At 56.8% G+C, this 24,758-nt stretch carries 30 protein-coding genes, 1 tRNA gene and 1 pseudogene; 17 read left to right on the forward strand and 15 right to left on the reverse strand.

Features of this window, described 5'->3' with window-relative positions:
- The first annotated feature begins 13 nt into the window (after positions 1-13).
- The 6 genes from atzF (at position 14) to FFH90_RS23820 (ending at position 5,136) form a co-directional block, all read left to right on the forward strand.
- Entirely contained in the window at positions 14-1,792 is a 1,779-nt protein-coding gene (gene atzF / locus FFH90_RS23795) for an allophanate hydrolase (protein WP_138866196.1), read from the forward strand.
- Positions 1,793-1,914: 122 nt separating this feature from the next.
- Positions 1,915-2,133, forward strand: a complete 219-nt coding sequence (locus FFH90_RS23800) for a cysteine-rich CWC family protein (protein WP_138866197.1) — start codon at positions 1,915-1,917, stop codon at positions 2,131-2,133.
- Positions 2,134-2,166: 33 nt separating this feature from the next.
- On the forward strand, positions 2,167-2,859 hold the full coding sequence (locus FFH90_RS23805) for a pseudouridine synthase (RefSeq protein WP_138866198.1): 693 nt from the start codon (positions 2,167-2,169) through the stop codon (positions 2,857-2,859).
- Between the two features lie 316 nt (positions 2,860-3,175).
- The gene (locus tag FFH90_RS23810; protein ID WP_018926808.1) at positions 3,176-4,060 is read left to right on the forward strand and encodes an alpha/beta fold hydrolase; all 885 of its coding nucleotides are present in this window, start codon (positions 3,176-3,178) and stop codon (positions 4,058-4,060) included.
- 182 nt (positions 4,061-4,242) lie between these two features.
- Positions 4,243-4,316 (forward strand) — tRNA-Gly (locus FFH90_RS23815).
- Positions 4,317-4,581: 265 nt separating this feature from the next.
- Positions 4,582-5,136, forward strand: coding sequence for a hypothetical protein (locus FFH90_RS23820; protein ID WP_018926809.1), 555 nt, complete (start codon positions 4,582-4,584; stop codon positions 5,134-5,136).
- A 51-nt stretch (positions 5,137-5,187) separates the two neighbouring features.
- Here FFH90_RS23820 and FFH90_RS23825 read toward each other — a convergent pair whose 3' ends face one another.
- From FFH90_RS23825 to FFH90_RS23845, 5 genes are read right to left on the reverse strand one after another with little or no spacing between them, the layout of a single operon-like run.
- The gene (locus FFH90_RS23825) at positions 5,188-5,505 is read right to left on the reverse strand and encodes a cytochrome C oxidase subunit IV family protein (protein WP_028939289.1); all 318 of its coding nucleotides are present in this window, start codon (positions 5,503-5,505) and stop codon (positions 5,188-5,190) included.
- Positions 5,506-5,518: 13 nt separating this feature from the next.
- On the reverse strand, positions 5,519-6,232 hold the full coding sequence (locus tag FFH90_RS23830; RefSeq protein WP_026286474.1) for a heme-copper oxidase subunit III family protein: 714 nt from the start codon (positions 6,230-6,232) through the stop codon (positions 5,519-5,521).
- 6 nt (positions 6,233-6,238) lie between these two features.
- Positions 6,239-6,925: a cytochrome c oxidase subunit 3 gene (locus tag FFH90_RS23835; protein WP_138866199.1), complete on the reverse strand. Its 687-nt coding sequence runs from the start codon at positions 6,923-6,925 to the stop codon at positions 6,239-6,241.
- Entirely contained in the window at positions 6,922-8,697 is a 1,776-nt protein-coding gene (ctaD, locus tag FFH90_RS23840; protein WP_064619781.1) for a cytochrome c oxidase subunit I, read from the reverse strand. The genes FFH90_RS23835 and ctaD overlap by 4 nt, the downstream gene beginning before the upstream one ends.
- A 48-nt stretch (positions 8,698-8,745) precedes the next feature.
- A complete protein-coding gene (locus tag FFH90_RS23845) occupies positions 8,746-10,218 on the reverse strand; it encodes a cytochrome c oxidase subunit II (protein ID WP_138866812.1) in 1,473 nt (490 codons plus the stop codon).
- 321 nt (positions 10,219-10,539) lie between these two features.
- Between FFH90_RS23845 and FFH90_RS23850 the strand changes: the two genes are divergently transcribed.
- From FFH90_RS23850 to FFH90_RS23860, 3 genes are all read left to right on the forward strand, one after another.
- The gene (locus FFH90_RS23850; protein ID WP_111454828.1) at positions 10,540-10,887 is read left to right on the forward strand and encodes a hypothetical protein; all 348 of its coding nucleotides are present in this window, start codon (positions 10,540-10,542) and stop codon (positions 10,885-10,887) included.
- A gap of 267 nt (positions 10,888-11,154) precedes the next feature.
- Positions 11,155-11,334 carry a type II toxin-antitoxin system HicA family toxin gene (locus FFH90_RS23855; protein ID WP_007984690.1) on the forward strand — a complete coding sequence of 60 codons (180 nt, stop codon included), beginning with the start codon at positions 11,155-11,157 and terminating at the stop codon, positions 11,332-11,334.
- Positions 11,335-11,370: 36 nt separating this feature from the next.
- Positions 11,371-11,778 (forward strand): type II toxin-antitoxin system HicB family antitoxin, encoded by a 408-nt coding sequence (locus tag FFH90_RS23860; RefSeq protein ID WP_138866200.1) that lies wholly within the window; start codon positions 11,371-11,373, stop codon positions 11,776-11,778.
- Positions 11,779-11,829: 51 nt separating this feature from the next.
- On the opposite strand, the gene tam is transcribed toward FFH90_RS23860, so the two are convergent.
- Together tam and FFH90_RS23870 are read right to left on the reverse strand one after the other, a co-directional pair.
- Positions 11,830-12,597 (reverse strand): trans-aconitate 2-methyltransferase, encoded by a 768-nt coding sequence (tam, locus tag FFH90_RS23865; RefSeq protein ID WP_111454827.1) that lies wholly within the window; start codon positions 12,595-12,597, stop codon positions 11,830-11,832.
- Positions 12,598-12,668: 71 nt separating this feature from the next.
- Positions 12,669-12,998: a YXWGXW repeat-containing protein gene (locus FFH90_RS23870; protein ID WP_018926816.1), complete on the reverse strand. Its 330-nt coding sequence runs from the start codon at positions 12,996-12,998 to the stop codon at positions 12,669-12,671.
- Between the two features lie 441 nt (positions 12,999-13,439).
- Here FFH90_RS23870 and FFH90_RS23875 point away from each other — a divergent pair, with 441 nt between their 5' ends.
- Positions 13,440-13,943, forward strand: coding sequence for an inclusion body family protein (locus FFH90_RS23875; protein WP_138866201.1), 504 nt, complete (start codon positions 13,440-13,442; stop codon positions 13,941-13,943).
- Between the two features lie 125 nt (positions 13,944-14,068).
- Entirely contained in the window at positions 14,069-14,608 is a 540-nt protein-coding gene (locus tag FFH90_RS23880) for an AidA/PixA family protein (RefSeq protein WP_111454826.1), read from the forward strand.
- Positions 14,609-14,692: 84 nt separating this feature from the next.
- On the opposite strand, the gene FFH90_RS23885 is transcribed toward FFH90_RS23880, so the two are convergent.
- Positions 14,693-15,223: an Lrp/AsnC family transcriptional regulator gene (locus FFH90_RS23885; RefSeq protein ID WP_225603008.1), complete on the reverse strand. Its 531-nt coding sequence runs from the start codon at positions 15,221-15,223 to the stop codon at positions 14,693-14,695.
- A gap of 196 nt (positions 15,224-15,419) precedes the next feature.
- Here FFH90_RS23885 and FFH90_RS23890 point away from each other — a divergent pair, with 196 nt between their 5' ends.
- Positions 15,420-16,808: an amino acid permease gene (locus FFH90_RS23890; protein WP_026286476.1), complete on the forward strand. Its 1,389-nt coding sequence runs from the start codon at positions 15,420-15,422 to the stop codon at positions 16,806-16,808.
- A 202-nt stretch (positions 16,809-17,010) separates the two neighbouring features.
- Here the strand turns inward: FFH90_RS23890 and FFH90_RS23895 are convergent, their stop codons facing one another.
- The gene (locus FFH90_RS23895) at positions 17,011-17,565 is read right to left on the reverse strand and encodes a TetR/AcrR family transcriptional regulator (protein WP_081625760.1); all 555 of its coding nucleotides are present in this window, start codon (positions 17,563-17,565) and stop codon (positions 17,011-17,013) included.
- Between the two features lie 126 nt (positions 17,566-17,691).
- Between FFH90_RS23895 and FFH90_RS23900 the strand changes: the two genes are divergently transcribed.
- The 3 genes from FFH90_RS23900 to FFH90_RS23910 all read left to right on the forward strand — a co-directional run bounded on the left by FFH90_RS23900 (position 17,692) and on the right by FFH90_RS23910 (position 19,530).
- Positions 17,692-18,360 (forward strand): DJ-1/PfpI family protein, encoded by a 669-nt coding sequence (locus tag FFH90_RS23900; protein ID WP_138866202.1) that lies wholly within the window; start codon positions 17,692-17,694, stop codon positions 18,358-18,360.
- A 23-nt stretch (positions 18,361-18,383) separates the two neighbouring features.
- Positions 18,384-18,914: a DUF2867 domain-containing protein gene (locus tag FFH90_RS23905; protein ID WP_064619797.1), complete on the forward strand. Its 531-nt coding sequence runs from the start codon at positions 18,384-18,386 to the stop codon at positions 18,912-18,914.
- 208 nt (positions 18,915-19,122) lie between these two features.
- A complete protein-coding gene (locus tag FFH90_RS23910) occupies positions 19,123-19,530 on the forward strand; it encodes a low affinity iron permease family protein (protein WP_064619800.1) in 408 nt (135 codons plus the stop codon).
- A 42-nt stretch (positions 19,531-19,572) separates the two neighbouring features.
- On the opposite strand, the gene FFH90_RS23915 is transcribed toward FFH90_RS23910, so the two are convergent.
- The 5 genes and pseudogenes from FFH90_RS23915 to fos all read right to left on the reverse strand — a co-directional run bounded on the left by FFH90_RS23915 (position 19,573) and on the right by fos (position 22,568).
- Complete coding sequence (locus tag FFH90_RS23915; protein WP_086944815.1) at positions 19,573-20,076, reverse strand: DUF4142 domain-containing protein; 504 nt, start codon at positions 20,074-20,076, stop codon at positions 19,573-19,575.
- Positions 20,077-20,150: 74 nt separating this feature from the next.
- Entirely contained in the window at positions 20,151-20,306 is a 156-nt protein-coding gene (locus tag FFH90_RS23920; protein WP_081791039.1) for a stress protein, read from the reverse strand.
- 116 nt (positions 20,307-20,422) lie between these two features.
- Positions 20,423-21,772 (reverse strand): diguanylate cyclase domain-containing protein, encoded by a 1,350-nt coding sequence (locus FFH90_RS23925; RefSeq protein ID WP_138866203.1) that lies wholly within the window; start codon positions 21,770-21,772, stop codon positions 20,423-20,425.
- A 103-nt stretch (positions 21,773-21,875) separates the two neighbouring features.
- Positions 21,876-22,115: pseudogene (locus FFH90_RS23930) on the reverse strand (LysE family translocator); the annotation flags it as partial.
- Between the two features lie 36 nt (positions 22,116-22,151).
- A complete protein-coding gene (gene fos, locus FFH90_RS23935; RefSeq protein WP_138866204.1) occupies positions 22,152-22,568 on the reverse strand; it encodes a fosfomycin resistance glutathione transferase in 417 nt (138 codons plus the stop codon).
- A gap of 164 nt (positions 22,569-22,732) precedes the next feature.
- On the opposite strand from fos, the gene FFH90_RS23940 reads away from it, so the two are divergent.
- Together FFH90_RS23940 and FFH90_RS23945 are read left to right on the forward strand one after the other, a co-directional pair.
- Positions 22,733-22,972 (forward strand): CopG family ribbon-helix-helix protein, encoded by a 240-nt coding sequence (locus tag FFH90_RS23940; RefSeq protein ID WP_019647939.1) that lies wholly within the window; start codon positions 22,733-22,735, stop codon positions 22,970-22,972.
- Positions 22,962-23,246: a type II toxin-antitoxin system RelE/ParE family toxin gene (locus tag FFH90_RS23945; RefSeq protein WP_082920901.1), complete on the forward strand. Its 285-nt coding sequence runs from the start codon at positions 22,962-22,964 to the stop codon at positions 23,244-23,246. Before FFH90_RS23940 ends, FFH90_RS23945 begins: the two co-directional genes overlap by 11 nt.
- Positions 23,247-23,343: 97 nt before the next feature.
- Here the strand turns inward: FFH90_RS23945 and FFH90_RS23950 are convergent, their stop codons facing one another.
- Positions 23,344-24,675 (reverse strand): MFS transporter, encoded by a 1,332-nt coding sequence (locus FFH90_RS23950; protein ID WP_064619812.1) that lies wholly within the window; start codon positions 24,673-24,675, stop codon positions 23,344-23,346.
- Between the last annotated feature and the right edge of the window lie 83 nt (positions 24,676-24,758).

The raw sequence follows: 24,758 nt of genomic DNA on the forward strand, positions 1-24,758 counted from the left end.
AAGGATCTGAACCATGAACATCAATCTGCAACTCGACGCCCTGCGCAACGCTTACCGTGACGGCCACATCACGCCTCGGCAACTGCTGCCGAGCCTGCGGGAAAAAGCCGCGGCGCTGAACCCGGACTATCACTTGTTCATCCATTTACTCAGCGCCGAGGAACTGGAACCGTACCTCGCCGCCCTCGATGGTCGTGACCCAGGCAGCCTGCCGCTGTACGGCGTGCCGTTCGCGATCAAGGACAATATCGATCTGGCGGGCATTCCGACCACGGCGGCGTGCCCGGCGTTTGCCTACGTGCCGGAACGTTCGGCGACCATCGTCGAGCAACTGCTGGCGCTGGGCGCGATCCCGCTGGGCAAGACCAATCTCGACCAGTTCGCCACCGGCCTCAACGGCAGCCGCTCGCCGTATGGCGCTTGCCCGAACAGCGTGTTGCCGGAATATCCGTCGGGCGGTTCCAGCGCCGGCTCTTCACTGGCGGTGGCGCTCGGCGTGGCGAGTTTTGCCCTGGGCACCGACACCGCAGGTTCCGGGCGCGTACCGGCGGCGCTGAACAATCTGGTCGGTTTGAAAGCCACCAAAGGGCTGATCTCCACGGCCGGGGTGGTTCCGGCCTGTCGCACGCTCGATTGCGTCACGACCTTTACGGCCACGGCTCGGGAAGCCAGTCAGTTGTTGGCACTGACCGCTCATCTCGACCCACGGGATGAATACAGCCGCAGCAATCCGCTGTGGAATGACGGCTCGGCCTTCGGCACGCCGCGCGCGTTTCGTTTCGGTGTGCCCCGTGCGCAGGACCTGGCGTTCTTCGGCTGCCCTGAAGGCCCGTTGTTGTTTGGCGACGCCATCGACCAACTCAAAGCCCTGGGCGGTGAAGCGGTCGAACTGGATTTGTCACCCTTCCTGGAAGCGGCGCGGTTGCTCTACGAAGGGCCATGGGTGGCCGAGCGTTACAGCGTGGCCGGCAAATTGATGGAGCAAAATCTTCAAGCCGTGTTGCCAGTGATTCGTGCCGTGCTGGCCAAGGCCCCGGCGGTGACCGGCGTGCAAACCTTCCGCGCCCACTACCGACTGCAAGCCTTGAAGGCGCTGTGCGACAGAGCATTGGTGGGCCTCGACTGCGTGCTGACGCCAACCATTGGCCGTCCGGTGACATTGGCGGAACTTGCCGCCGAACCGGTACTGCGCAACTCGGAACTGGGCTACTACACCAACTTCATGAACCTGCTCGATTACGCTGCCGTCGCCGTGCCCAGCGGATTGATGGGCAATGGTTTGCCATGGGGCGTGACCTTGTTTGGTCGCGCGTTTACCGATCAGTATCTGTTGAGCGTGGCAGATGCCCTGCAACGTCAGCAGGGCCTGGCGTCACCCGCACCGGCCGCCATCGCGCGCAATGACCGGGCACGACTGGTGGTCTGCGGCGCGCACCTGGAGGGGCTGGCGCTGAACTGGCAACTCAAACAGCGTGGAGCGCGGCTGGTAGAAACAACTCAGAGTTCTCCCGATTATCAGCTGTATGCCTTGGCCGGCGGCCCACCGTATCGCCCCGGCATGGTCCGCGTTAAAGAGGGCGGCGTGGCGATTGCGGTGGAAGTCTGGGAATTGCCGAGCAGTGAGCTGGGGTCGTTCCTCACCGGGATTCCTGCTCCACTGGGACTGGGCAAGGTGCAACTGGCGGATGGGCGTTGGGAGAGCGGGTTTATCTGTGAGCCGTATGGGCTGGACGGGGCGGTGGAAATCAGTCATTTGGGCGGGTGGCGGGCGTATTTGAAAAGCCTGGGTTGATCGCCTGATCACCGGCAAGACTCCTTCAGGAATGTGCGAGCGTTAGCTTGCACATGGCGGCTTGCGGGACGATCATGCGCAGCTCGGGCCAAGCAAACCGGCCATTACCAAATGACCCTTTCATGATTAAGCCAGACCTCTGCCCGGCCTGTGGCGCTTCCAACGACTGCAGCCTGGCCGACCCACGAACCGTCGATCGTGCCTGCTGGTGCTACGGCGTCAGCATCGACCCGGCGGTGTTCGAAATGCTGCCGGCCGAGCTGCGCGACAAGTCCTGCCTGTGCCCGGCCTGCGCCCGGGTCGAGGCGCAGTTGCAAGCAGCCGCCTGGCCGATCACGTAACATACGCAGCCCTTTTCCCACCAATCCCTGGCCATGCGCGTTGACCGTTTCCTCAGCAACCTGCCCCGCTTCAACCGCAAGCAGGTACGCCTGTTGCTGGTGGAAAAGCGCGTCAGGGTCGACGGAACTATCGTCAGCGACCCCCACGCCGAGGTTTTCGAGTTCAGCCGCGTGGAAGTCGACGACGAAGTGCTGCAGGTCGGTAAACCGGCCCGCTACTTCATGCTGCACAAACCGCCCGGCTGCGTCAGCGCCACCCGCGACCCGCAACACCCGACGGTGCTCGACCTGATCCATGAAGCGGACAAGGATGACCTGCACATCGCCGGTCGCCTGGACTTCAACACCACCGGCCTGATGCTGATCACCAACGACGGCACCTGGTCGCGACGCCTGACCCAGCCACAGACCAAACTGCCCAAGGTGTACTACGTCGAGACGGAGCAGGAGATCACTGCCGACTACGCGATCACGTTCGCCAAAGGCCTGTACTTCGCCTTCGAAGACCTCACAACCCAGCCTGCCGAACTGGTCTTGCTCGGGGCAAAATCGGCGCGCCTGAGCATCGTCGAGGGCCGTTATCATCAGGTAAAACGGATGTTCGGCCACTTCGACAACAAGGTATTGCGCCTGCACCGCGAACGCATGGGGCCGCTGCTGCTCGACGACGCGCTGAAGCCCGGCGAATACCGGCCGTTGAGCGTCGAAGAGATCCGATTGATCTAAGCCGACGACCGCTCAGCAGAAGTTGTCGAACATTTTTCGAAAGATACTTGCGCGATGACGTGACCCCTGCTTGAATCAGGACGTCGGCGCGAAATGTGACCGGCGAGTCACCAAAACTACTCTAAGAAACTTTTTGCCGGCAGAGAACCCTCAGGTTCCGCCTTCCCCCGGCAAACTGCCCGCTTATAACAATACCCGTCGACCGGCGTGCAATGGATCGACATGGGCCTTCAAAAATTCCAGGCGTATGCCTACCTGTCACAAAGCTCGTGCAATCTGATTTGCGCGCATACCCGCTTGCCAGGAGTCTTATGTCATGAGGCCAGAAATCGCTGTGCTGGATATACAGGGTCAGTATCGGGTTTACACGGAGTTCTATCGCGCAGACGCCGCAGAAAAGACCATCATTCTGGTCAACGGCTCGATGTCCACGACTGCGTCGTTTGCCCAAACCGTGAAAAACCTTTATCCGCAGTTCAATGTGGTGTGCTACGACCAGCCCTACGCGGGCAAGTCCAAGGCTCACAACCTGCATGAGAAAATGCTGACCAAGGAAATCGAAGGGCAGATCCTCCTGGAGCTGATCGACCACTTCGCCGCCGAACACGTGCTGTCGTTCTCCTTTGGTGGCGCCGCCACGCTCGTCGCCCTCGCCCACCGGCCACGGCGCATCGAAAAGGCTGTGATCAGTTCGTTCTCGCCGGTGGTCAACGAGCACATGCTCGACTACCTTCAGCGCGGTGTCGATTACCTCGGCAACCGGGACGGTGACCGCGTCGGCCATCTGGTGAACAGCACCATCGGCAAACACCTGCCTTCGCTGTTCAAGCGCTTCAACCACCGCCACGTCAGCTCGTTGGCCGAACACGAATACGGGCAGATGCACTTCCACATCAGCGACGTGCTCAACAGCGACCGCAACTGCTACCTGAACGCGGCAAAGAAAATCAATGTGCCAGTGCTGTTCATGAACGGCGAATGGGACGAGTACACCGCCCCCGCCGATGCCAGGCTGTTCGCCGGCCATGTGCAACACAGCACCTTCAGCACCCTTCAGGCCACCGGCCACTTCCTCGACATGGAACACAAAACCGCTTGCCAAGACAGCCGTAACGCACTGCTGGGCTTCCTGAAACCGACGCAACTCGAAAGCCGACCGCGTTACCAGTACGTCCAGGACCACCATGCATTTGCAATCTGAAACAGAGTCATCGCGAGCAAGCCCCGCCCTACTGTGTTGAACGCACTCCCGTAGGCGCGAGGCTTGCCCGCGAATGACCGCCAAGCGGTCCCTGTTTGTGTTTCACCCGGCGCTAAAGCCATCGTGCATAAAGAAAAACTTCAAATCCGCGCTCACATCTGGTACAAAGTCAGCCGCTCTGAGCGGGTGTCGTATAATGGCATTACTCCAGCTTCCCAAGCTGATAACGAGGGTTCGATTCCCTTCACCCGCTCCAATCAGATTTCAGTCTCACGTCGTTTCTTGACGGGGGATGCAGGTAAAGAAAAAACCGGCCTTGATGGCCGGTTTTTTTGTGCCTGGGATTTGGGGGCCCTCCAGTCCTTGACGCCTCCGGCCCCGCATACTAGCGAATGCTATACTTCCTACGGATTGCATGAAGTGTGCAACGTTCCCCACGGGCGCAGATACCGACTGCAAATCTCAGTTTACGGCTGCGGGACAGAGGAGGCCTACGGCCAACACGAGATGGGAGGTGTGGCATGAACCGACACTATTACATCAGTGACAATCTCGACGATCTCGAAGCCCTTGAAACCGAACTGGAAGCCAACGGCATCAATACCGAACAAATTCATGTGCTCAGCGAACAAGTGGCTGATGTTGAAGAACATCATCTCCACGAGGTCAACTCGTTGATGAAACAGGATGTTGTTCACTCTGGCGAGATTGGTGCAGTGGTTGGTGTGCCACTCGCAGCGCTGATCCTTGGCGGTGCCTATTGGCTGGGCTGGACCGAAACCGCCGCAGGCTGGGTACCTTTTATCTTCCTTGCCATTGTTATATTTGGCTTCTGCATCTGGGAAGGCGGCTTTTTTGGTATTCAGGTACCTAACGCGCACTTCCGCAACTTTAAACAGATGGTGGAAGACGGCAAACATATCTTCTTCGTGGATGTTGATCCGAATCAGGAGCCGGTATTGGATCGGGTCATTGAACATCATCCAAAACTGAAGATCGCCGGCACGGGTACGGCATCCCCTCACTGGACAGTCGCCTGGCTGCACAAATGGCATCAGTTCAAGCGAACGATATAACGCCATTTATTGCGGGTTGACCCCGGAGGCTCAAAGCCGTCCGTTGGCTGCTTATTGACCGAAGAAAACGACCCGACTGAGGAAAACGTAATCCGCCTCGGTGGCCATCAGCCCGACGAGCACCAGCAAACACAACGGTGGCACCAATATGGCGTAGACCATGGCCAACCGCTCCCAGGCCATGTGCATGAAGATGGAGACAATTAAACCTGCCTTCAACAACATGAACGTGATAATCAGGGCCCACCGAAGGTAGCCATGGAAGTGAAAATAGTCGACCAGATACGACATCGTGCTGAGGACGAATAACAGCCCCCAGATTTTCAGGTACAAACTGATTGGATGTTGCTGACCCTGAGCATGCGCCATCACCCGTGCTCCTCTACCATAAATAGAAGAAAGCAAAAATAAACACCCACACCAAGTCCACGAAGTGCCAGTAAAGCCCGGCTATTTCGACGTTCTGATAGTTTCCGGAGCGCTCATAATCTCCTCGCATGACTTTCATCGCCACAATGCTGAGGTAGATGGCGCCGATTGACACATGCAGTCCGTGAAAACCGGTAATCATGAAGAAGCTGGCCCCAAATTGCGCCGCGCCCATGGGGTTCCCCCAGGGACGCACGCCTTCGGCGATAAGCTTGCTCCATTCAAATGCCTGCATGCTGACGAAGGTCACGCCCAAGGCCGCGGTCGCCAGCATCAGGGCCGTGGTTTTCGCGCGATCACGGCGATAGGCGAAGTTAACGGCCATGGCCATGGTGCCGCTGCTGCTGATCAGCACAAAGGTCATGATGGCAATCAGAATAAGCGGGATTTCTCTGCCGCCGATCGTCAATGCGAACACTTCACTGGGGTTCGGCCAAGGGGCGGTGATGGTCATGCGGACCGACATGTAGCCGGTTAAAAAACAGGTGAATATAAACGTGTCGCTGAGCAGGAATATCCACATCATCGCCTTGCCCCAGGGGACCTGCCTGAAAGCCTCCCTATCCGAGGCCCAGTCGCTGGCGATACCCTGCCATCCCGGGGCAGGCGGCGGGCTTGGTGGATTGGATGAACTTGACTCGGCCGGTGCTAATGGGTGCGATGCCATGGCTTTTCACCTCAGGCCGCAGAATCTGGCGATGGCTTCATAGGTTTGCGGCGTGCTGGTCAGCAGTGCGAAGAGCACGAACCAAAGACCCAATAAGTAGTGCCAATAGGTGGTACAGAGCTCTACGCTGACGCGCAGTTGCGGCAACGGCACGTGACGCAGGAATTTAACGACGGTTATGCCCCAGGCAATCAACCCGCCCAGCAGGTGAAGGCCATGCACACCGGTCAACAGGTAGAAAAAACTGTTGGCCGGATTGCTGGCGACAAAGTAGCCCCAGGCGACAAACTGCTGCCAGACCCAGACTTGTCCCGTCAGAAAAGCAATTGCAAATACCCCCCCCACCACAAAGCCCATGACCGTTGCGTCCAGTCGAGCCTGTCGGGCGGCCATGCGCGACCACTGCAGTGCGATGCAACTCAGTACCAGAAAAGCCGAATTCACCCACAACGGCCATGGGTTGGCTAAAGGCGCCAAGGGGTCTGTCAGGGGTAGCCAGTCGGCCATTTGTGAGCGGGCAATGAAGGCGAGCAGGAAGAGAAAGAATAACGAACTCACCACAGCCAGAAACAAGCGCAGGCCTACCCTTGCGGTTTGGCTTCTATCGGCGTCGGCCTGAATACCTTCAGGATCGCGATTCCAGCTGCCGCCGGGGTCAGCGTCGTCGGCATTTCTCAATAGCAGTCTGTTCATGTTTTAACGTCCGCTATCTTGGTTCCGGCACTGAGTTGCCGCATTTGCTCCAGCTCCTCGGCAGAGACCGTTTGCGGCACGAAATCCTGCTCTATCCCCGGCACGCTGTAGTCATAGGCCCAGCGATGCACCACCGGCAGTTTCGCTCCCCAGTTACCATGTACCGGTGGGGTGTTCGGCGTTTGCCATTCCAGACTGGCCGCCCCCCAAGGGTTACTGCCCGCGGGTTTGCCTTTAAATACACTCCAGGCCATGTTGAACACGAACAGCAACTGGGAAACGCCGACGGTCAATGCGACCACCGTAATGAAGGCATTCAACTCTTGCGCCGACTGCGGGATGAACGCGTAGTTTTCATAGGCGTAGTAACGGCGCGGCATACCCTGGAAACCCAAGTAGTGCATGGGGAAGAAAATGGCGTAGGTACCCAGAAAGGTAATCCAGAAATGCAGCTTGCCCAGGGTGTCGTTAAACATTCGCCCGGTGACTTTCGGGAACCAATGATAGATGCCGCCGAACACCACCAGTACCGGTGCGACCCCCATGACCATATGGAAATGGGCGACGACGAAATAGGTGTCCGAGAGCGGAATGTCCACGATCACATTGCCGAGAAACAACCCGGTCAGACCGCCCACCAGGAAGGTGACAATAAAGGCCAGGGCAAACAGCATCGGCACGGTCAGATGAATGTCGCCCCGCCACAGGGTCAACACCCAGTTGTAGACTTTCAGTGCAGTCGGTACCGCGATGATCAAGGTGGTGACGGCGAAGAAAAAGCCAAAGTACGGGTTCATCCCGCTGACATACATATGGTGCGCCCAGACCACAAAGCTGAGCACGCCAATCGCGATAATCGCCCACACCATCATTCGGTAGCCGAAGATATTTTTACGCGCATGGGTGCTGATCAAGTCGGAGACCAGGCCAAATGCGGGAAGAGCCACGATGTAGACTTCCGGGTGGCCGAAGAACCAGAACAGGTGCTGGAATAATATCGGGCTGCCGCCCTGATGATTGAGCTGCTGCCCCAGCGAGATGATCGCCGGCATAAAGAAGCTGGTGCCCAATAGTTTGTCGAACAGCATCATGACCGCGCTGACAAACAGCGCCGGGAAGGCCAGCAAGGCCATGATCGAGGCCATGAAGATTCCCCATACGGAGAGCGGCATGCGAAACAAGGTCATGCCGTGCGTGCGCGCCTGCAACACCGTGGTGACGTAGTTCAAACCGCCCATGGTGGCGGCGACAATAAAAATCGCCAGTGAGATGAGCATCAGGACAATGCCCCACTCGACCCCCGGTGTCCCCTTGGTGATGGACTGCGGCGGATAGAGCGTCCAGCCCGAACCGGTGGGACCGCCCGGCACAAAGAAACCGGCGAGCAATACCAGTACCGCCACCAGGTAGAACCAGTAGCTCAGCATGTTGACGTAGGGGAAGACCATGTCGCGGGCGCCCACCATCAGTGGGATCAGATAGTTACCGAAGCCACCCAGAAACAGGGCCGTCAGCAAATAAATGACCATGATCATGCCGTGCATGGTCATCGCCTGATAGTAAGTATTGGCGTCCATGAACGCCAAACTGCCGGGGAAGCCTATCTGTAAGCGCATCAAGTCGGACAACACCACGGCGATAAGCCCCACGAACAGAGCCGTCAAGGAGTATTGAATGGCTATGACCTTGTGGTCCTGACTCCAGATGTATTTGGTCAGGAAACTTTTAGGCTCGTGCAGTGCTTCTGTTTCGGCTTGCTCCGCATAGGCCATCACGTCATCCTCCTGTCGAAGTTTCGGTGTACTGCTGGCTGCTTACGGCTATTTCCCTGGCTGCGCCTTGCTCGTATCAGCGTCGGCATTCGCTTTGGATTTGATAAAAGCGATCAGTGCATTCAACTCCTTATCGCTGGGAGCAAAGACCGGCATGACGGGTGCATATCCCTTGACGATTTTGGCAGCGGGATTAAGAACCGAGTCTTTTATATAGCCCTCATCGACCTTGATGCTCGTACCGTCGGCAAGGGTTTCGGTCTTGCCGTACAGACCCTGCCAGCTGGGACCGATGCCCTTGCTGCCATCGACACTGTGGCAGGCCAGGCAGCCGAGCGATTCGGCCAACTGCTGTCCCTGCGCCGCCAGGTCCTCACCTGGGCCCGGCGCTTGGCCGGCAGCAGATTCGTCGCCTTGTCGCGCAGCACCCAGTGATTTGATCAGGGCGATGAGTGCACCCAATTCATCGTCATTGAGAGTATAGGTCACCATGACCGGCGGGTAGCCTTGTACCAGGCGGGCCTTCGGATCGAGGATCGACTCTTTCAGGTAAGCCTCATCGACCTGCACGCTGGTGCCATCGGCAAGCTGTTCAGTGCGGCCATACAAGCCCTTCCATCCCGGGCCGAGACTGGCACTGCCATCCTGGCTATGGCAGGCCCCGCAACCGTATTTTTCGACCAACTGGCGGCCTTTTTCCAGCACGCTGTCCTGACTGGGCTTGGCAGCCGCGGCTAATGTCTGTGCAAACGTCGGTTGGCTTTTCAGCCATTGATCGAAGGCGCCCTGCTCTTCCACGATCATCTGGCCGCGCATGTTGTAATGACCGACACCACAATATTCAGCGCAAAGAATTTCATACTTTCCGGTTTTGGTCGGAGTAAACCAAAAGTACGACACCATCCCCGGCACCATGTCCATCTTGCTGCGGATTTGCGGAACATAGAAATCGTGCAGCACATCTTTGGATCGCAGTAAAACTTTCACCGGTTTATCGAGCGGAAGACGAACTTCATTGCTTTTTATCAGTACATCGTCCTGCCCGGCAGGATCATTGGGATCAAGGCCGAGGGGGTTGGTGGAATCAACAAATTTGATATCTGACTTACCCAACTTCCCGTCTTGGCCAGGGAAGCGAAAGGCCCACTGCCACTGCTGGGCGATCACTTCAAGCTCATAGGCATTTTTCGGTACCCGGATAAAATCATCGTAAACAACCAGGCCTGGCGCCAACATGGCGACAATACCTACCGAAGTAACGATAATTAACCATAGTTCCAGTTTTTTACTTTCTGGTTGGTAGTGCGCCCTGGATCCCTCCTTGTGACGATAACGCATCACCGCCACCGCCATAAAAACCGTGATGGCGATGAAAAATATTCCGCTAATGATCAGGGTGATAAACAGGGTGGTGTCTATGGATCCCCAGTTGGAAGCTGCCGGTGTTGCATGCCAAGGCGCGAGTATATGGAAGAGTACTGATGCAATAACGATTAGTATCAAGATAATTGCTATTGCCATGTTCTCTTCATCCTGTTCCTGTTGCTCATTGGTTATGCCAAAGCATCGCCACTGACGTCCAAGCAGGGCAGACAACTGCCACCCATCCCGGTGGCAAAGCCAGTAAGAAGTATAGAGCCATCGGGCTGTACCGTGAGGCGGGCAAGCGAGGCCCGGTTGCCAGCTATACTCAATTTCAGATTACGGACGGCAGGGATCGGCCAGCAGCGACCCCAAAAAACGAACCCTGCCTATGCGTAGCAGTCAGACAAGTGATGGCATTGAGAAGGGACAATAGCCACCGAGTCCAGTAGCCCAGCAGTCCACGATGGAGGTTTTGTCATGAGTGCCCTGACGCTCGAAGGCTGGTGCAAGCCCAGTCCCGACCAGAAGTCCATCCCGGTCGGTGAGATCCATTTTTACGTCGACGGCCCCCTCCATCTGCGTCTGGAGGAAGCTGAAGAACGCCTGCAGAAGACCCATGAGCGTGAAGCCATGGTCGACGTCGACATGAGCACAATGGATTTGGTCTTGCCAGAGGGATGCGGCCCCTTGTCCGATTGCCAAATGCGCGTCTATATACATAAAGAACACGATTACGAGCGAGGTCAGTTCCATTTGGTCGGGCATCGAGCGAGCGATGGCAGCGTGATCTATACCAACGCGGTTATGATTGATCAGTTGCTTTAGAAACGCCGCATGATGCGCGGGAACGCAAAAAACCGGTCCGTAGCGGCCGGTTTTTTATGCCTGAAATTTGAGCATTCCTGGCGCTTCAGCGCTGCGGCAAAACCCTGCAATACAGAAAACGGGTTCTACCCAAACCATCGCGACACACCCTCCTAGACTCGTTTCAGGCCGCTCTTCCATCCGTATCCAGAGTGTATTGGTGGTTATAGTGTTGATTAGTGATTTTCAGTAGGTATAGTAACCACAAGCACACCACAGGGAGGTGATGTGAATAGCCGGTTTTTGATAAGCCAAATCGTCGCGGACGGCTGGTATCTGGTACGAATCAGGGGGAGTCATCACCACTTCAAGCATCCGACCAAGCCTGGACTGGTGACGGTTCCTCACCCGAAAAAGGACCTGCTCAAGAAAACGGCCATTAGTATTTTGCAACAGGCGCTGCTCTGACGAACCGATGGACTGCGCCCTCGGAGGATAACGAACATGCTTTACCCCATCGCGATTTCCACGGGTGATGACGAACACGCCTGGGGCGTAGAAGTTCCGGATATTCCAGGTTGCTTCTCCGCCGGGGAAGATCTGGATGACGCCATGGCCATGGCTCGCGAAGCCATCGAAGGTCATTTCGAGATTCTGGCCGAAGACGGATCACCGATTCCGCCCGCCAACAAAGTGACCCTGCATGCGGCTAATCCACAGTACGCAGGGTGCACGTGGGCCGTGGTGGATATCGATGTCACCAAATACCTGGGCAAGGCGCAGAAACTCAACATCACCCTGCCCGGCTATCTGCTCAACCGCATCGATGAGTACGTATTGCACCATCCGGAAGAGAAAAGTCGCTCCGGGTTTCTGGCCTCGGCGGCGCTCAAGGTCTTGCAGCAAAGTTGATAGCCTGAAAATCGGGTCAATCAAGGGGACAAATGTGTCCCCTTTGATTCGTCAGCGCGTTGCCACCATGAACAACCGCGGAAACGGCAGCAGCACCGAACCATCGCTCAGCGCCGGATAGGCCCGCTCGATTGCCGTCTGATACTGCTTGAGATAGTGCGCCCGTTCCACGTCATCCAATGGTTCGAGAAAAGGCCGCAAACCGGAACCTTTGAACCACTCGACCACGCCCGATGCGCCGTCCGCGAGCGGATGATAGTAAGTGGTGCGCCATACATCGACGCGAGTGCAGTGGCCACGCAGCATTGAGTAGTAGCCGCTTGCACCCTCCATTTCCGTTCGCAGGCCGGCAGCCCTTGCCAGCTTGTCAGCCCAAGGGCCGTTCGCTGCGACCTCGCGCATCAACCGGTGGGACGGTTCGTTGAGGTTATCGGGCATCTGGATCGCCAGGCTGCCGCCGGGTGTGAGCCTGTTTACCAGCGACGGCAGCAGCCTGGCGTGATCCGGCACCCACTGCAGCACCGCATTGGCGAAGATCACGTCAAACGGGCCGGTGTCGCTCCAGGTATCAATGTCAGCGACGTCGAAACGTACCTGAGGCAAACGCTTGCGGGCGGCCTCGATCATATCGGTCGAACTGTCCAACCCACGCACCGCGGCATCGGGAAAACGCTGGACCAGCAACTCGGTCGAATTACCGGGGCCACAACCGATATCGATGGCCGAACGGACGTCCGCAGGGATGGCGGCCAGCAAGTCACGCGCCGGGCGCGTGCGCTCATCTTCGAAAGCTACGTATTGTTTGGCGGACCAACTCATATCGCTCTCCTGTCGGGTGCATTGTTGTCGCCAGGGGCAGACAACCGGTTGGCTACGATACATCGTCCGCGTCAGTTAACCCACGCCCCCACCCGCCAATGCCAGCCATCGTTACGTTGCTCCCAGTGCGGATGCACATAACGATACCCCGGTCGCTCCGGGACCCAATGGCCATGAACCGCGACATAACGCCCGCCTTCCCAACGCCAGTACCCCCTGGACCAGAGGTAACCCGGTCGCCCCGCGGGCTCTACCTCGACAACGCGTTCCGGCGGCGGCTGCGGTGCGATGACCTCAACATATTCACGCTCCACCGGACGCCGGTCATGAACGACCCGTTCCTGCACACAACCCGCTGCGGTAACCACCACTGCCAGCAACACCATGTAACGTAACAACATGCCGCCTCCTCTGGCTTGAAAGCCAAGTTGAGTGAACCAGCAAAAAAACGCCCCCTTTTCCACCATGCTCCTGCCTGGCTCACTGCTTTTTTAACAGGTCTTGTCTGTCTATTGCCTGAACCCGGATCACTTGACGATCGGAAAACACAGAGGATCTGGATGAGCCTTTTTTATCGCCAAATCGTAGGAAGTCATAACCTAAATGACCGTTCGTCGACCGACCAGCAAAGCAGTTTTGACAGTATAAAAATGGCATCTATAGTCCTATCGCGGCCTGTTGGAAGGAACCCAACCCGTCATTTCAAGGCAAGGAGCAAGGCCAGCTCGTCCCCGTGATCGAGTGGGTTCCCCAGTAGTGTGTTCGCAACGGCCACAAGGCAAGCAAGCGTTGTCGTGCCTGGTAAGTAGCCAGACAATCACTATGTTAAAAGGAGCTTCACTATGTCTCGAGTCACGGATGTACTTGTTTCCATCGACACTGAAACCATTCTGAAAAACTACCCGAACATCAGCAAAAACCCTGCTTCACCGACGATGATCGACGTCAATCATGTGTACATGGTGACCAATCAGAACAACGTGGTGAGTGGCCAGGCCGGTGGCGAGCTCAACTTGAAAGCCCAGGTAGGCGACTTGATTCGCTGGCGTGAAACCAGCCTGTCGCAGAGCTTCGAGACTGCAGTGGTTTTCTACAAGTTCATCGGTAACGCCGGCAACGAGTTGATCTCCACGCCCACGCCACGCAAGGCTACCGCCTGCGTCGCCGTTCCGAATACCAGCAACCCGTCGGTGCCCAGTTGCCAGAAAGTCGATAACTATTATTGGTCTTCGGAGACTCTTGCCTGCGGCAGCGTGACCTATCACTTCAACTTCCTGATCGTGGATCGCAACTGCCAGATTGTCGGCTGCTGCTCGTGGGATCCGTTCATTACCATCCGTAATTGACGATGGCCTGGCCCCTCGGCAACGAGGGGTCACCCCAGTCCGTTGCCGCCTCGGCTGGAACAGGATGTCTTGCTTGAAACCGAAGCGGTTACCGTTTTGCGTCAACATCATGAAAGGAATCCATGATGACTTCCGAACCGATTACCCCCCCTTCAGCGAGTACCCTGACCGCCAATAGCGTGCTGCTGGTCGTCGATGCCGAATCGCTGCTTTCGCGCTATGCGCAACCCAGCCTTGACCCGCAAAAGCCGACCGTGATTGAAGATGGTTTCATCTTCGGCATCAGCGCTACACCAAAAACGAAAAATGTTAAAAATGACAGCAAAATTACACTGACCACCCACAACGGAAAAGTCTTTCATATTCGCGGCAGGACCGTCAGTTTGCTGGCCGAACACAGCGTGGTATTCCACAACATCACGGTGGACGATACCGGGATCCTTTCTCCGCCCAAGCTGATCGTCCACGGCGACCAGACCGTCCCCGCGCCCGACCCCGCCAACCCGAACCAGCCGGGCAGCCACAAGGCCGATGATCATTATTGGGAGTGCTCGCAACTGAGCACGGGCGTGGCAACTTGCGAACTGAGCTTCATGCTGATCAACCAGCGCTGCGAAGCGCTCGGGTATTTCAGCTGGAAGACTGAGGTGACGCTGTCGGCGTGAATAAAGATTATCGAGTAGGAGGCGGCTTCACAGCCGTCGTCCTCTCACACCACCGTAGGTACAGAAACAAGCAAGTCCAGGCATTTACAGTGGCAAGGTATTGCAGTGCTTGATCTCCTTGAGCGAAAAACCGGTGTACATTTCCTTGATATTGCCGAGCGTACGTATGCGATGCATGGCGACTTCATGGAATGCCTCCATGTCTTTGACGACTACCTGCAGGAGGTAGTCGTATTTCCCCGACACTTTGTGACAGGCAATAATGTTGGGCAGCGCCAGAACGCCCGCTTCGAAATGTTCCATGGCTTGCTCGGAGTGACTATCGAGGGTGACGCTGATGAAAGCGAAAAGTCCCAGCCCTATGGTCTTCGGGTTCAAGTGCGCGTGATACCCGACAATCACCTCCTCTTCCAGGCGCTTCAGGCGCTTCCAGCAGGCTGGCGCTGACAGGCAAACACGAGCGGCGATCTCGGCGTTCGTCAGGCGACCATTCATTTGCAGAATTTCCAGAATTGAACGATCAACCTTATCCATTTCCGCCATGTGTTCTCTCCCTTTAACAATGCGTACGCGGTAGGGCGATTGGCCCCATCCCGCAGGTCCTTGATCAAGCATCCATTTCCAGAAACTACAAATATTAGAAAGAAAATTACATAAAGAGCACGTTTTGGATAATTAACGACTGAAAAAAAATCAAATACAGAGCCGTTTCGAAAGCTAATTTTCGAGGCGCTGAAATACAATTTCTTGTCGTTTCCGACACCCAAGCCACTGGCTCTGACAATAAAAATAAGTAACAACGGAGGCAATATTGAGCATTTTCAGAACAAAAGACCTGGACGCAATGATTGCTGCTGCCCGAGCGCCTGCCGGGTTGAAAAAAGTGCTGGGGCCGATGGATTTGGTCCTGATTGGTATCGGTGCAATCGTGGGGACGGGCATCTTTGTATTGACCGGAACCGGCGCATTGACTGCGGGACCAGCCCTCACGGTTTCATTCCTGTTAGCAGCGTTGGCCTGTGCATTTGCAGCGCTCTGTTATGCCGAGTTCGCCTCATCTGTACCGGTAGCAGGCTCGATTTACACCTACAGCTACGCGACGCTGGGAGAGTTGGTGGCATGGATGATCGGCTGGGATCTGATGCTCGAATACGGACTGGCCAGCTCGGCTGTGTCTGTTGGGTGGTCGGGTTACTTCCAGTCCCTGCTGAGCGGATTCGGGCTGAATCTTCCGGTTGTGCTTACGGCGGCGCCAGGCTCTTTGCCTGGCGTGGAAACCTGGTTCAACCTACCCGCGCTGGTGATTATGCTGGCGATTACCTGGATGCTTTCTATAGGCATCAAGGAATCCGCGCGCGTAAACAACGTGATGGTGATCATCAAAATCGCCGTGGTGCTGCTCTTCATCGCCGTTGGTGTGAGACATGTTCAGCCGGCTAACTGGCAACCTTTCTCTCCCTTCGGCGTCAATGGCATTTTGAGTGCTTCTGCCTTGGTTTTTTTTGCTTTCATTGGTTTCGATGCGGTTTCCTCTGCCGCCGAAGAAGTGAAAAAACCGGCGCGTGACCTCCCCATCGGTATTATCGGTTCCTTGGCCGTTTGTGCGGTGTTGTACGTTGCCGTTTCAATGATCATGACCGGCATCGTGCCCTATGCCCAATTCCTTGGCGTTGATCATCCGGTTTCATTGGCGTTGCAACATGCCGGTGAAAGCTGGGTTGCCGGGTTCGTTGATTTAGGCGCAATCGTTGGCATGACGACTGTCATTCTGGTGATGGCTTACGGTCAAACCAGGATCATCTACGCGATGTCGCGCGACGGACTGCTTCCCCAGCGCCTTTCCAGGGTTCATACACGATTCGGCACCCCATTTTTCGCCACCTGGATGGTCGGAATAGTCTTCGGGCTGATCTCGGCACTGATTCCGCTGAACGTCCTCGCCGAGCTGATCAACATCGGTACGTTGGCTGCATTCAGTCTGATCTCGGTGGCAGTGATCGTATTGCGCAAGACCCGACCTGATCTTCCTCGCGCATTCAGATGCCCGGGCGTGCCCATTGTTCCATTGCTCGCCATCGCGTTCTGCGTAACCTTGATGACCTTCCTCAAGCAGACGACCTGGCTGGCATTTGGGGCGTGGTTGGCCATTGGCCTGGTGATCTACTTTGCCTATGCGAGGCGCCGCTCGTTATTGCATTAATCCAGCATTTCGTCAGGTCTGGAGTATCAATCAACCTCCAATAGTTTTCAGGTGCGAAACTGCATTCCAGTTGCGCACCTGATTACATTCGCCTGTCAATCCTCACCTCATTTGTCCTGTTTTTAGCCCTAGGAGACCAGTGGCGCGCATTTGCAGTGGCACGCGAACTCTATTTATTCAGTTACCCCATTTAACTCATGACTTAGGCCCGCCACGGTGGAAGAGCCCCTTCGAAAAGTGAAAAGGCTCGATGCAGGAAACCGTTGAAGCGAGCAGCATCACGCCGCAGCCCTGCCTGTTGACCACCAATCAGGCACAGATGGGCCACCTGACCAATCACTTCTGCTTGGCCTGGCATATGGACCAAGCGGCGGCACGTGCGTATCGCGAAGTCCAGTCGTCTTGTATCAACACGCTGCTGAAACTCGCCTACCAACGGATCATGCAGCGACCAGGCTCGGATGGAAATTTCCCGCCCAGGTTGTTTCTCAGCGGCAATACTCAAGTAGCGTTTCAAGGTTTCGCCCGCGCTACGACCCTGCGCCGCATAAGCGAGCATGCGCTCCGTGTAGTCTTCTTCCCAAGCGGCCAGCAAGGTGCGGACAAAGTCTTCGCGATTGCGGAAATGGTGATAAAACGATCCGCGGGTCACATTCAATCGGCGCGATAGACTCTCGGCCGAAACGCCAATGTGCCCGATTTGGTCGAGAGCCTCAAAACCAGCCGCGATCCAATGGTTACGAGTTAGTTTTCTCACCCGTTATTTCGCTCCATGTTTAGCGCCATACAGACTGTGTATGGTGCGCAACCGATTGATACGCTGCGAACACCAGCAAAGATGGCCGTTGCGTTTTGCACGCCAGCACTTTTCATGGAGCTCGCCTTGAAGAAAATCGTTCTGGTTGCTTTCGACCAATTCACTGATATCGACCTATTCCTGATGTGGGACATCTTAGGCCGCAACACCGAGGACTGGCACGTCCGAATATTGGCTTCCAGCTCTATAGTGCGATCGGCGCACGGCCTGCCTGTTTCGGTGCACGGTCCGCTTTCCGAGGCCAATAGCGCCGACGCGGTATTGTTCGTCAGCGGCAAGGAAGGGATACCCGCTGCACTTGCCGCCCCAGATTTCCTGCCGTCGTTTGAACTTGACTCCAGACGCCAGCGAATCGGCTCCATATGCGCCGGAGCTTTCATTCTCGAACGGCTTGGGCTACTCAGCGGCCAAGCAACTACACACCCGGATGCACGATCGAGCTTGCAAGCTCTGGGACTTGAGTCCCTGGACCAGCCTCTTGTATGCCAGGGGAACGTTGCGACCGCTGGCGGATGCCTTTCGGCGCTCTATCTGGTGGGATGGTTGGTTGAATCCTGGTTCGATGTCGACAAGCGCCGTGCGACGTTGCTCCCTGTTCTGCCAGCCGGGCAGCAAGAGCTCTATGATGCCTTGATCGGGCTCAGTATCCGACAAGCACTTACAGGGCGACAAGGAGCGTTACACGACAAACCATCGCAACAAGAAACGCGACATGGCATGTCGTCTAATTGGTAGTTAGAACTCAGGAGAGATCCCCGATGCCCCGAGAATTTGAGCTCATTATGTCCGTGCCAGTCCCCTCGAGGTCCGGCATCACCCACCTTTACAAGTCAATGAACCTGGCGGACGCTTTTGCGATTCGGCTCCCTGCGGGCACATCCAGCAATCCAGATTTGCTAGCTCGATTCATCCTTTCCCACCAGCCATCCTGGATCGGATGGCTCATGAAAGTCCGAGACACTATCGTTGCCTGTTTTGGTCTCAAAACCACCAAACATCTGGCATCACTTGCTAATCGGATTGGAATCTTCAAGGTCTACAGCACGAACCAGACTGAAATCGTGTTGGGAGAGGACGACAAACACCTCGACTTCCGGATATCGATCCTATGTTCTGGAGAGGCAGAGCCAGAAGGCAGTCGCCAACTCGTTTTTTCAACCGTGGTCCAGTGCCACAACCGTCTAGGCCGGGCCTACATCTTCGTTATTGCCCCATTTCACCGCTTGGTTGTTAAGGCCAGCCTCCTCCGTGCCGCGCGCATCGGTTGGCCTCTGGCTACCTGTCCCTAAGGTCTAACCCGCCCATCGTAAGGCTGTTCTGGCAAGCCTGGCCAAGGCTCTCATGTCAAACGTCAGGCCTCTATACCTCTAAAGATTCCAAACGCAGCAAGTGCCTTTCAAAGCCCCGGCTTTTCATCAACCACGGGGCTTTCAAACAGAATTTTCATGACACCCGTGCGGTCTGAAAATCAGGCGCATCCCTGTAAGGAGCACGGCAATGAAATTCGCGAAAATCGCACAGAAACTCTCCCTATGGGCGGGCCAACCCCGGACATTTATGGGGGCGATCATTCTGATTGTCCTTTGGGGCATGAGTGGGCCGATTTTTCATTTCAACGATACCTGGCAACTGATCATCAACACCTCGACCACGATCATCACCTTCCTGATGGTGTTCCTGATCCAGAACACCCAGAACCGTGACACGGACATTTTGCACCTGAAGATCGATGAGTTATTGCGGGTGACCAAGGACGCGCAGAACGCGATGCTGGGGCTCGAGTCCCTGGACCTCAAACAGCTGGAAGCGTTGAGAAAGAAATATCGCACCCTCGGCGAGGGGGAAACGATTTCCCTGGACGGCACGGTCGTCGAGGAAACCAAGAAGGATTCGAATCAGGATTGATCCCGGCAGCGGGTGACCGACGTCACCCGCGCAACAGACTGACTAACGACTGGCTTGCAGCGCCCTGGCCATTTGCAGATGGTTTTGCAGCTTGGGCAGGGTTTCTTCGGCGAACGCTTTGATTTGCGGCACGTCCGTGGTCTGCGCTTGTTGTTGAAGTTGCTCGATGGCTTCCTGGGTGGTTTTTACCTGACTGTCGACGTACGCCTGATCGAAAGAGGTATCGTCCTTAATCTCCGGTATCAAGGCTTTGGCCTTGTCGACCACCTCTTCGCGTGGTGCGACCGGTAAATCGAGTTGCTTGGCAATTTTCGCCAGATGCTGGTTGGCGGTGGTGCGATCGTTGATCACCACGATGGTGTAATCCTTGACCTCTTTGGATGCGGTTTTCTGGTGCGCCAGGCGGCTGGCTTCGATGTCGGCCATGCCTTGGGCCGACGCCTCATTGACGAATTCGGCGGGAGACTGGGCAAAGGCACTGCTGGCGCACAGGCCCAGTAACGTGGCAAAACCGGCATTGCGTAAACGGGTGGCCATCCGGCTCATGGTCGCGCCCTCCTTCCTGAAAATTCAAACGGGAGCTTGCGCCCCCGTCCATTAAACAAAACTACCTTCACCTATTACGGAGTTTTCTGACCGCCTTTGCGGCCCATGCCGCCTTTGGCAGGGTCTTTATCAACAGTCGTCGTGGTAGTTTTCCCACCTTTGCGACCGGCTTCAGACGCCTTCGTTCGATCGATGGCGCTACCCGGGGTCGGATGTTTTGAAGTAGGCATGGTTCTCATCCTCTTGGTGATGATCACAGCGAGCAGACGCCCGCATAGGATATGAATTTCCATACCTGAAAAGGTTTAGAAAACCTGGCAGCATCGCGACGAACGGTGACGGATTTTCAGACCCCGAGACGTGAATGGTGCTGGCGCTTGGCGGCGTACATTGCCTCATCGGCATGCCTGAACAGCTGCTTTTCTTCGGTGCCATGTTCGGGGTATCGCGCGACGCCGATGCTCGGCTGGATCGTCAGGTTGTGCCCGTCCAGGCGCAGGGGCTGAACCAGCACCTGGCGGATTTTCCCCGCCACATTCTCGGCATCTTCGGCGGCGTGGATGTTGTGCAACAACACGACAAATTCATCACCACCAATGCGCGCCACCGTGTCGGTTTCGCGCACGCAGCCCTTGAGCCGATTGGCGACCGCTTGCAGCAACATGTCGCCGACCGCATGACCGAGGGTGTCGTTGACTTGCTTGAAGCGGTCAAGGTCGACATAGAGCAACGCCATTCGACCGGAGTCTGCCCGGGCCAGCGCCAGCGAAGCTTTCAGGCGTTCGCGCAGCAATTCGCGATTGGGCAGCTGAGTCAGTTGATCGTACTGGGCCATGCGCTGGAGCCGGGCGTGCAATTGCTTACGCTCGATCGCGGTCGCGACCTGAGCGCAAACATACTGCAGCAACTCCTTGTCTTGCTCGGTGTAGCGCTCGCCGCCCGGCACGCTTTTGACGATCAGAGCGCCGATGGTGCCGTTTTGCGAACTCAACGGCACGCCCAGCCAGCAGGGTGAGTCCTGGCCCTTGACCAATGCCGCAAACCCTTCCGGCAGATTGTCCTGATCCGGGGTCAGCAGAATCGGCAAGCCACTGCGAATCACTTCTGCGCACAAACGCCCGGTAACAGTCCCGGGATCCTCGGGTTGCAGCTCATGGTCGTCGACGTGATAGGGGAAATTCAGCCGCGCGCAGTGCTCGTCATACAGTGCCACGGAGAAATTCAACGCTGGCAGCCATTCGCCGATGATCGAATGGATGCGTTTGAACAGCGCCAGCAAATCTTCCGCCGCATGGGCCGCTTCGGAGATCGCATACAGCGCCGCTTGTCGGGACTCGGCCTGTTTGCGCTCGGTGATGTCACGCGCCACGGCGATACGCAACTGATCGACCTCCGACCAGCGTGCCGACCAGAGAATGTGCACCACCCGGCCGTCCTTGCGCAGGTAACGATTTTCAAAGTTGAGCTTGGGTTCGCCCCCCATGATCTCGCGCGCGGCGTCGAGGGTACGCTGTCGGTCGGCAGGGTGAACCAGGTCGATCATCGACTGGCCGATCAGCTCGTCGGGGGTGTAACCGAAAATGCGCTCGCAGGCCGCGCTGACAAATACGAAGCGACCTTGTTTGTCCACCGCACAGACGGCGTCCAGCAAGAGATCGATGTAACTCGCCGTTGGCGCGGAATTTCTGGTTTCCATGATGCAGAGAGCATGTCCGGACAATGCAACATTGAAGAACCCTCCCTGACCGGTCATACGCCCGAGCGATGACTGTGCAGCCGACGCTTCCCTGCGTTCAGCCTCAAGCCTTGTTCGTCACCAGCCCCGGCAGCGCATGCACCAGGGCATTGATGGCGAAACCGATGAACATGACCCCGCACAAGCGGGTAATCGCCAGTTCATGACGCTGATACAACGTGCGCACCTGACGCGCACCGACGATGCCAATGAGAATAGCGTAGGCCAAAAGGCCACCAATGAAGCTCAAGATGATCAACCAGGGCAACATGGACCAATGCAGCAACTCTGCACGGCTGGACAAGGGGCGCAATTCTATCTCAGGACGCCGAACATCGACTCACTGATCGTCGAAGAACTTCATCCCCGCATAGGGTCGCTGCCGACAAGCCGCCAGCCGCGACGCCAGAGACCCGACATGCGCCTCGAGCTTGTGCCCGTCCGGGTCGAGAAAATAGAACGACGCACCTTCGCTGCGGTTGTCCCGCCATTCCCGCACGTTGGCGGATCGCAGACGTTCGACGAACGGCAGGAAGTCCACAGCTTCGAGGCTGAAGGCGTAATGGGTGTAGTCGGCGGCTGGCGCGCAGGTGCGCAGTGGATCGAGAGAAAGGCACAGCCACAGCCCGGGTAGCGAGAGATAGGCGCCGGTGTCCCAAGCGGCTGAAAGCTGAAGTTGCAAAAGATCGCGATAGAACCCCACGCTGCGGTCCAGGTCAGTGACGGCAAGGGTCAGGTGGTTGAGGCCGGTTAGCATGGGTTTGATACTCGATAAGTGCTTCTGCAACGATGCCTGCTCAGAGTGAGCCTGACGCGGCTTTTGACCGCTCAATCAATTGTTACGACAGACGAACGGGCTGGTCTCTACCCTCTTATTACGTTGTAGTATGTTGTATTACAAACCACTACATCGAGATTGTCATGTCCATCATGTCGCTGCGTTTGCCAGACGAAATCGCCGATACCCTAGCCCATCTTGCCAAAGCGACAGGCCGCAGTAAGTCATTTCTGGCCGTGGATGCGCTGCGTGAATATCTGGCACGGGAAGCCTGGCAAATCGAAGAGATTCAGAAAGCTCTGAAAGAAGCCGACGCGGGTGACTTCGCAACGCCAGAGGAAGTGAAAGCAATCGCCGACAAGTGGACAACCAATGCGCGTTGAGTGGTTGCGTACCGCATTAAAGAATCTGGATGACGAAGCCGCCTACATAGCAATGGAAAATCCAAAAGCCGCAGCAGACTTCGTCAAGGCCATTCTCACCACCGTCGATCACCTTGCTCGCTTCCCGGCTACAGGCCGCGAAGGCCGACTACCTGGCACTCGGGAATGGGTCTTGCCAGACCGGCCCTATCTGATTCCCTATCGAGTTCGCCAAGGGCGTTTACAGGTACTACGAGTCTTCCATACACGACGCCTTCCACCCACTACGTTGTAGCACTGGGTGGAACATCAACCGAGCCCTATCCCCTACTCAAGCCGTTCACACCTGATTCCCAGCAGTTCGTTTGCTCGTGAAAGCCCACACAATCGACTTAGTACTTGTCGAGCGTGCGCAGCTTCTGCGGCAACCCCCACAGCAACAACGCAGCGGCGATCAGCGCGGCGACACCGATGACGTACAACGCGGGGGTGGTGCTGCCGGTCAGGTCTTTGATCCGCCCGACCATGACCGGGCTGACGATCCCACCGAACTGGCCAAGGGTATTGATCACCGCGATCCCGCCAGCGGCGCCTGCCCCGGCACCGGCCAGCAGTTTCGGTGGCAGGGTCCAGAAGCTCGGGATGGACGCGATGATCCCGGCACCGAGCAAGCCCAGGGCAACAATCAGGAAAGTCGTGTGGTTGGCGAAAATTCCTGCGCAGAAGAAACCCACCGCACCTGCCGCCACCAGACCCGCGACAAACTTGCGCCGCTCACCGGTGGCGTCTGATAACCGCCCGATCACCACCATGCTGATGGCGCCGCAGATGTAGGGAATGGCGGTCAGCAAGCCGATCATCACCGGGCTCTCGGTGCCGGCACTGCGGATCAGTTGCGGCGCCCAGAAATTCAAGCCGTAAGACGCCACCTGAATCAGAAAGTAGATCAGCCCCAGCATCAGGAAACCCGGAATCCGGAGTGCGGCCAGCAAGGAGCCGCCGCTCTTGTGGGGTTCGTGGTGCGCGATACGGCTGGCGAGCAGTGTCTTCTCCGACGGGCTCAACCAATGGGCATCTTCGATGCGGTCCTTGAGCACGGTCAGCACCAACAAACCAAGGCCGATGCAAGGCACGCCACCGAGCAGAAACAGCCAGTGCCAGCCGCGCATATCGAGGAAGCCATCAAGGTGTTGCAGCACCAACCCGGAGAACGGTGCGCCAACCAGCCCGGCAAATGCCGACGCGAGAAACAGCATCGAGGTGATGCGCCCCCGATAGTGCTGCGGGAACCACAGCGTCAGGTAATACAACACGCCCGGAGCAAAACCCGCCTCCATCGCACCGATCACGAAACGCAGGGCGTAGAACTGCCATTCGCTGTTGACGAAAACCATGGCCGCCGTCGCGAGCCCCCACGACATCATGATCCGGGCGATCCAGCGCCGGGCACCCACCTTGTAAAGCATCATGTTGCTCGGCACTTCAAAGATCACATAACCGACTACAAACAGCCCGGCGCCGAGGCCGTAAGCGGTATCGCTCAGGCTCAGGTCGGCCTGCAACTGGAATTTGGCGAAGCTGATGTTGATGCGGTCGAAAAACGCGAACAGGTAGCAGACCATGATCAGCGGCATCAGTCGCCAGGCGACTTTGCGGACCAGGGCTTTTTCGGCGTCGTGACTAACGGACGGGCTCACACCCGCCTCCAGAACATTGAGGCTCATCGTGGTTTCTCCAGGCAGACGTCCCGTGGGCGTCCGATTGTTTTTGTTGTCTGGTTCGTTATGGCTTTTTGTAGGAGTTTGTT

The organism is Pseudomonas sp. ATCC 43928, from assembly GCF_005938665.2.
Taxonomy (GTDB): Bacteria; Pseudomonadota; Gammaproteobacteria; order Pseudomonadales; family Pseudomonadaceae; genus Aquipseudomonas.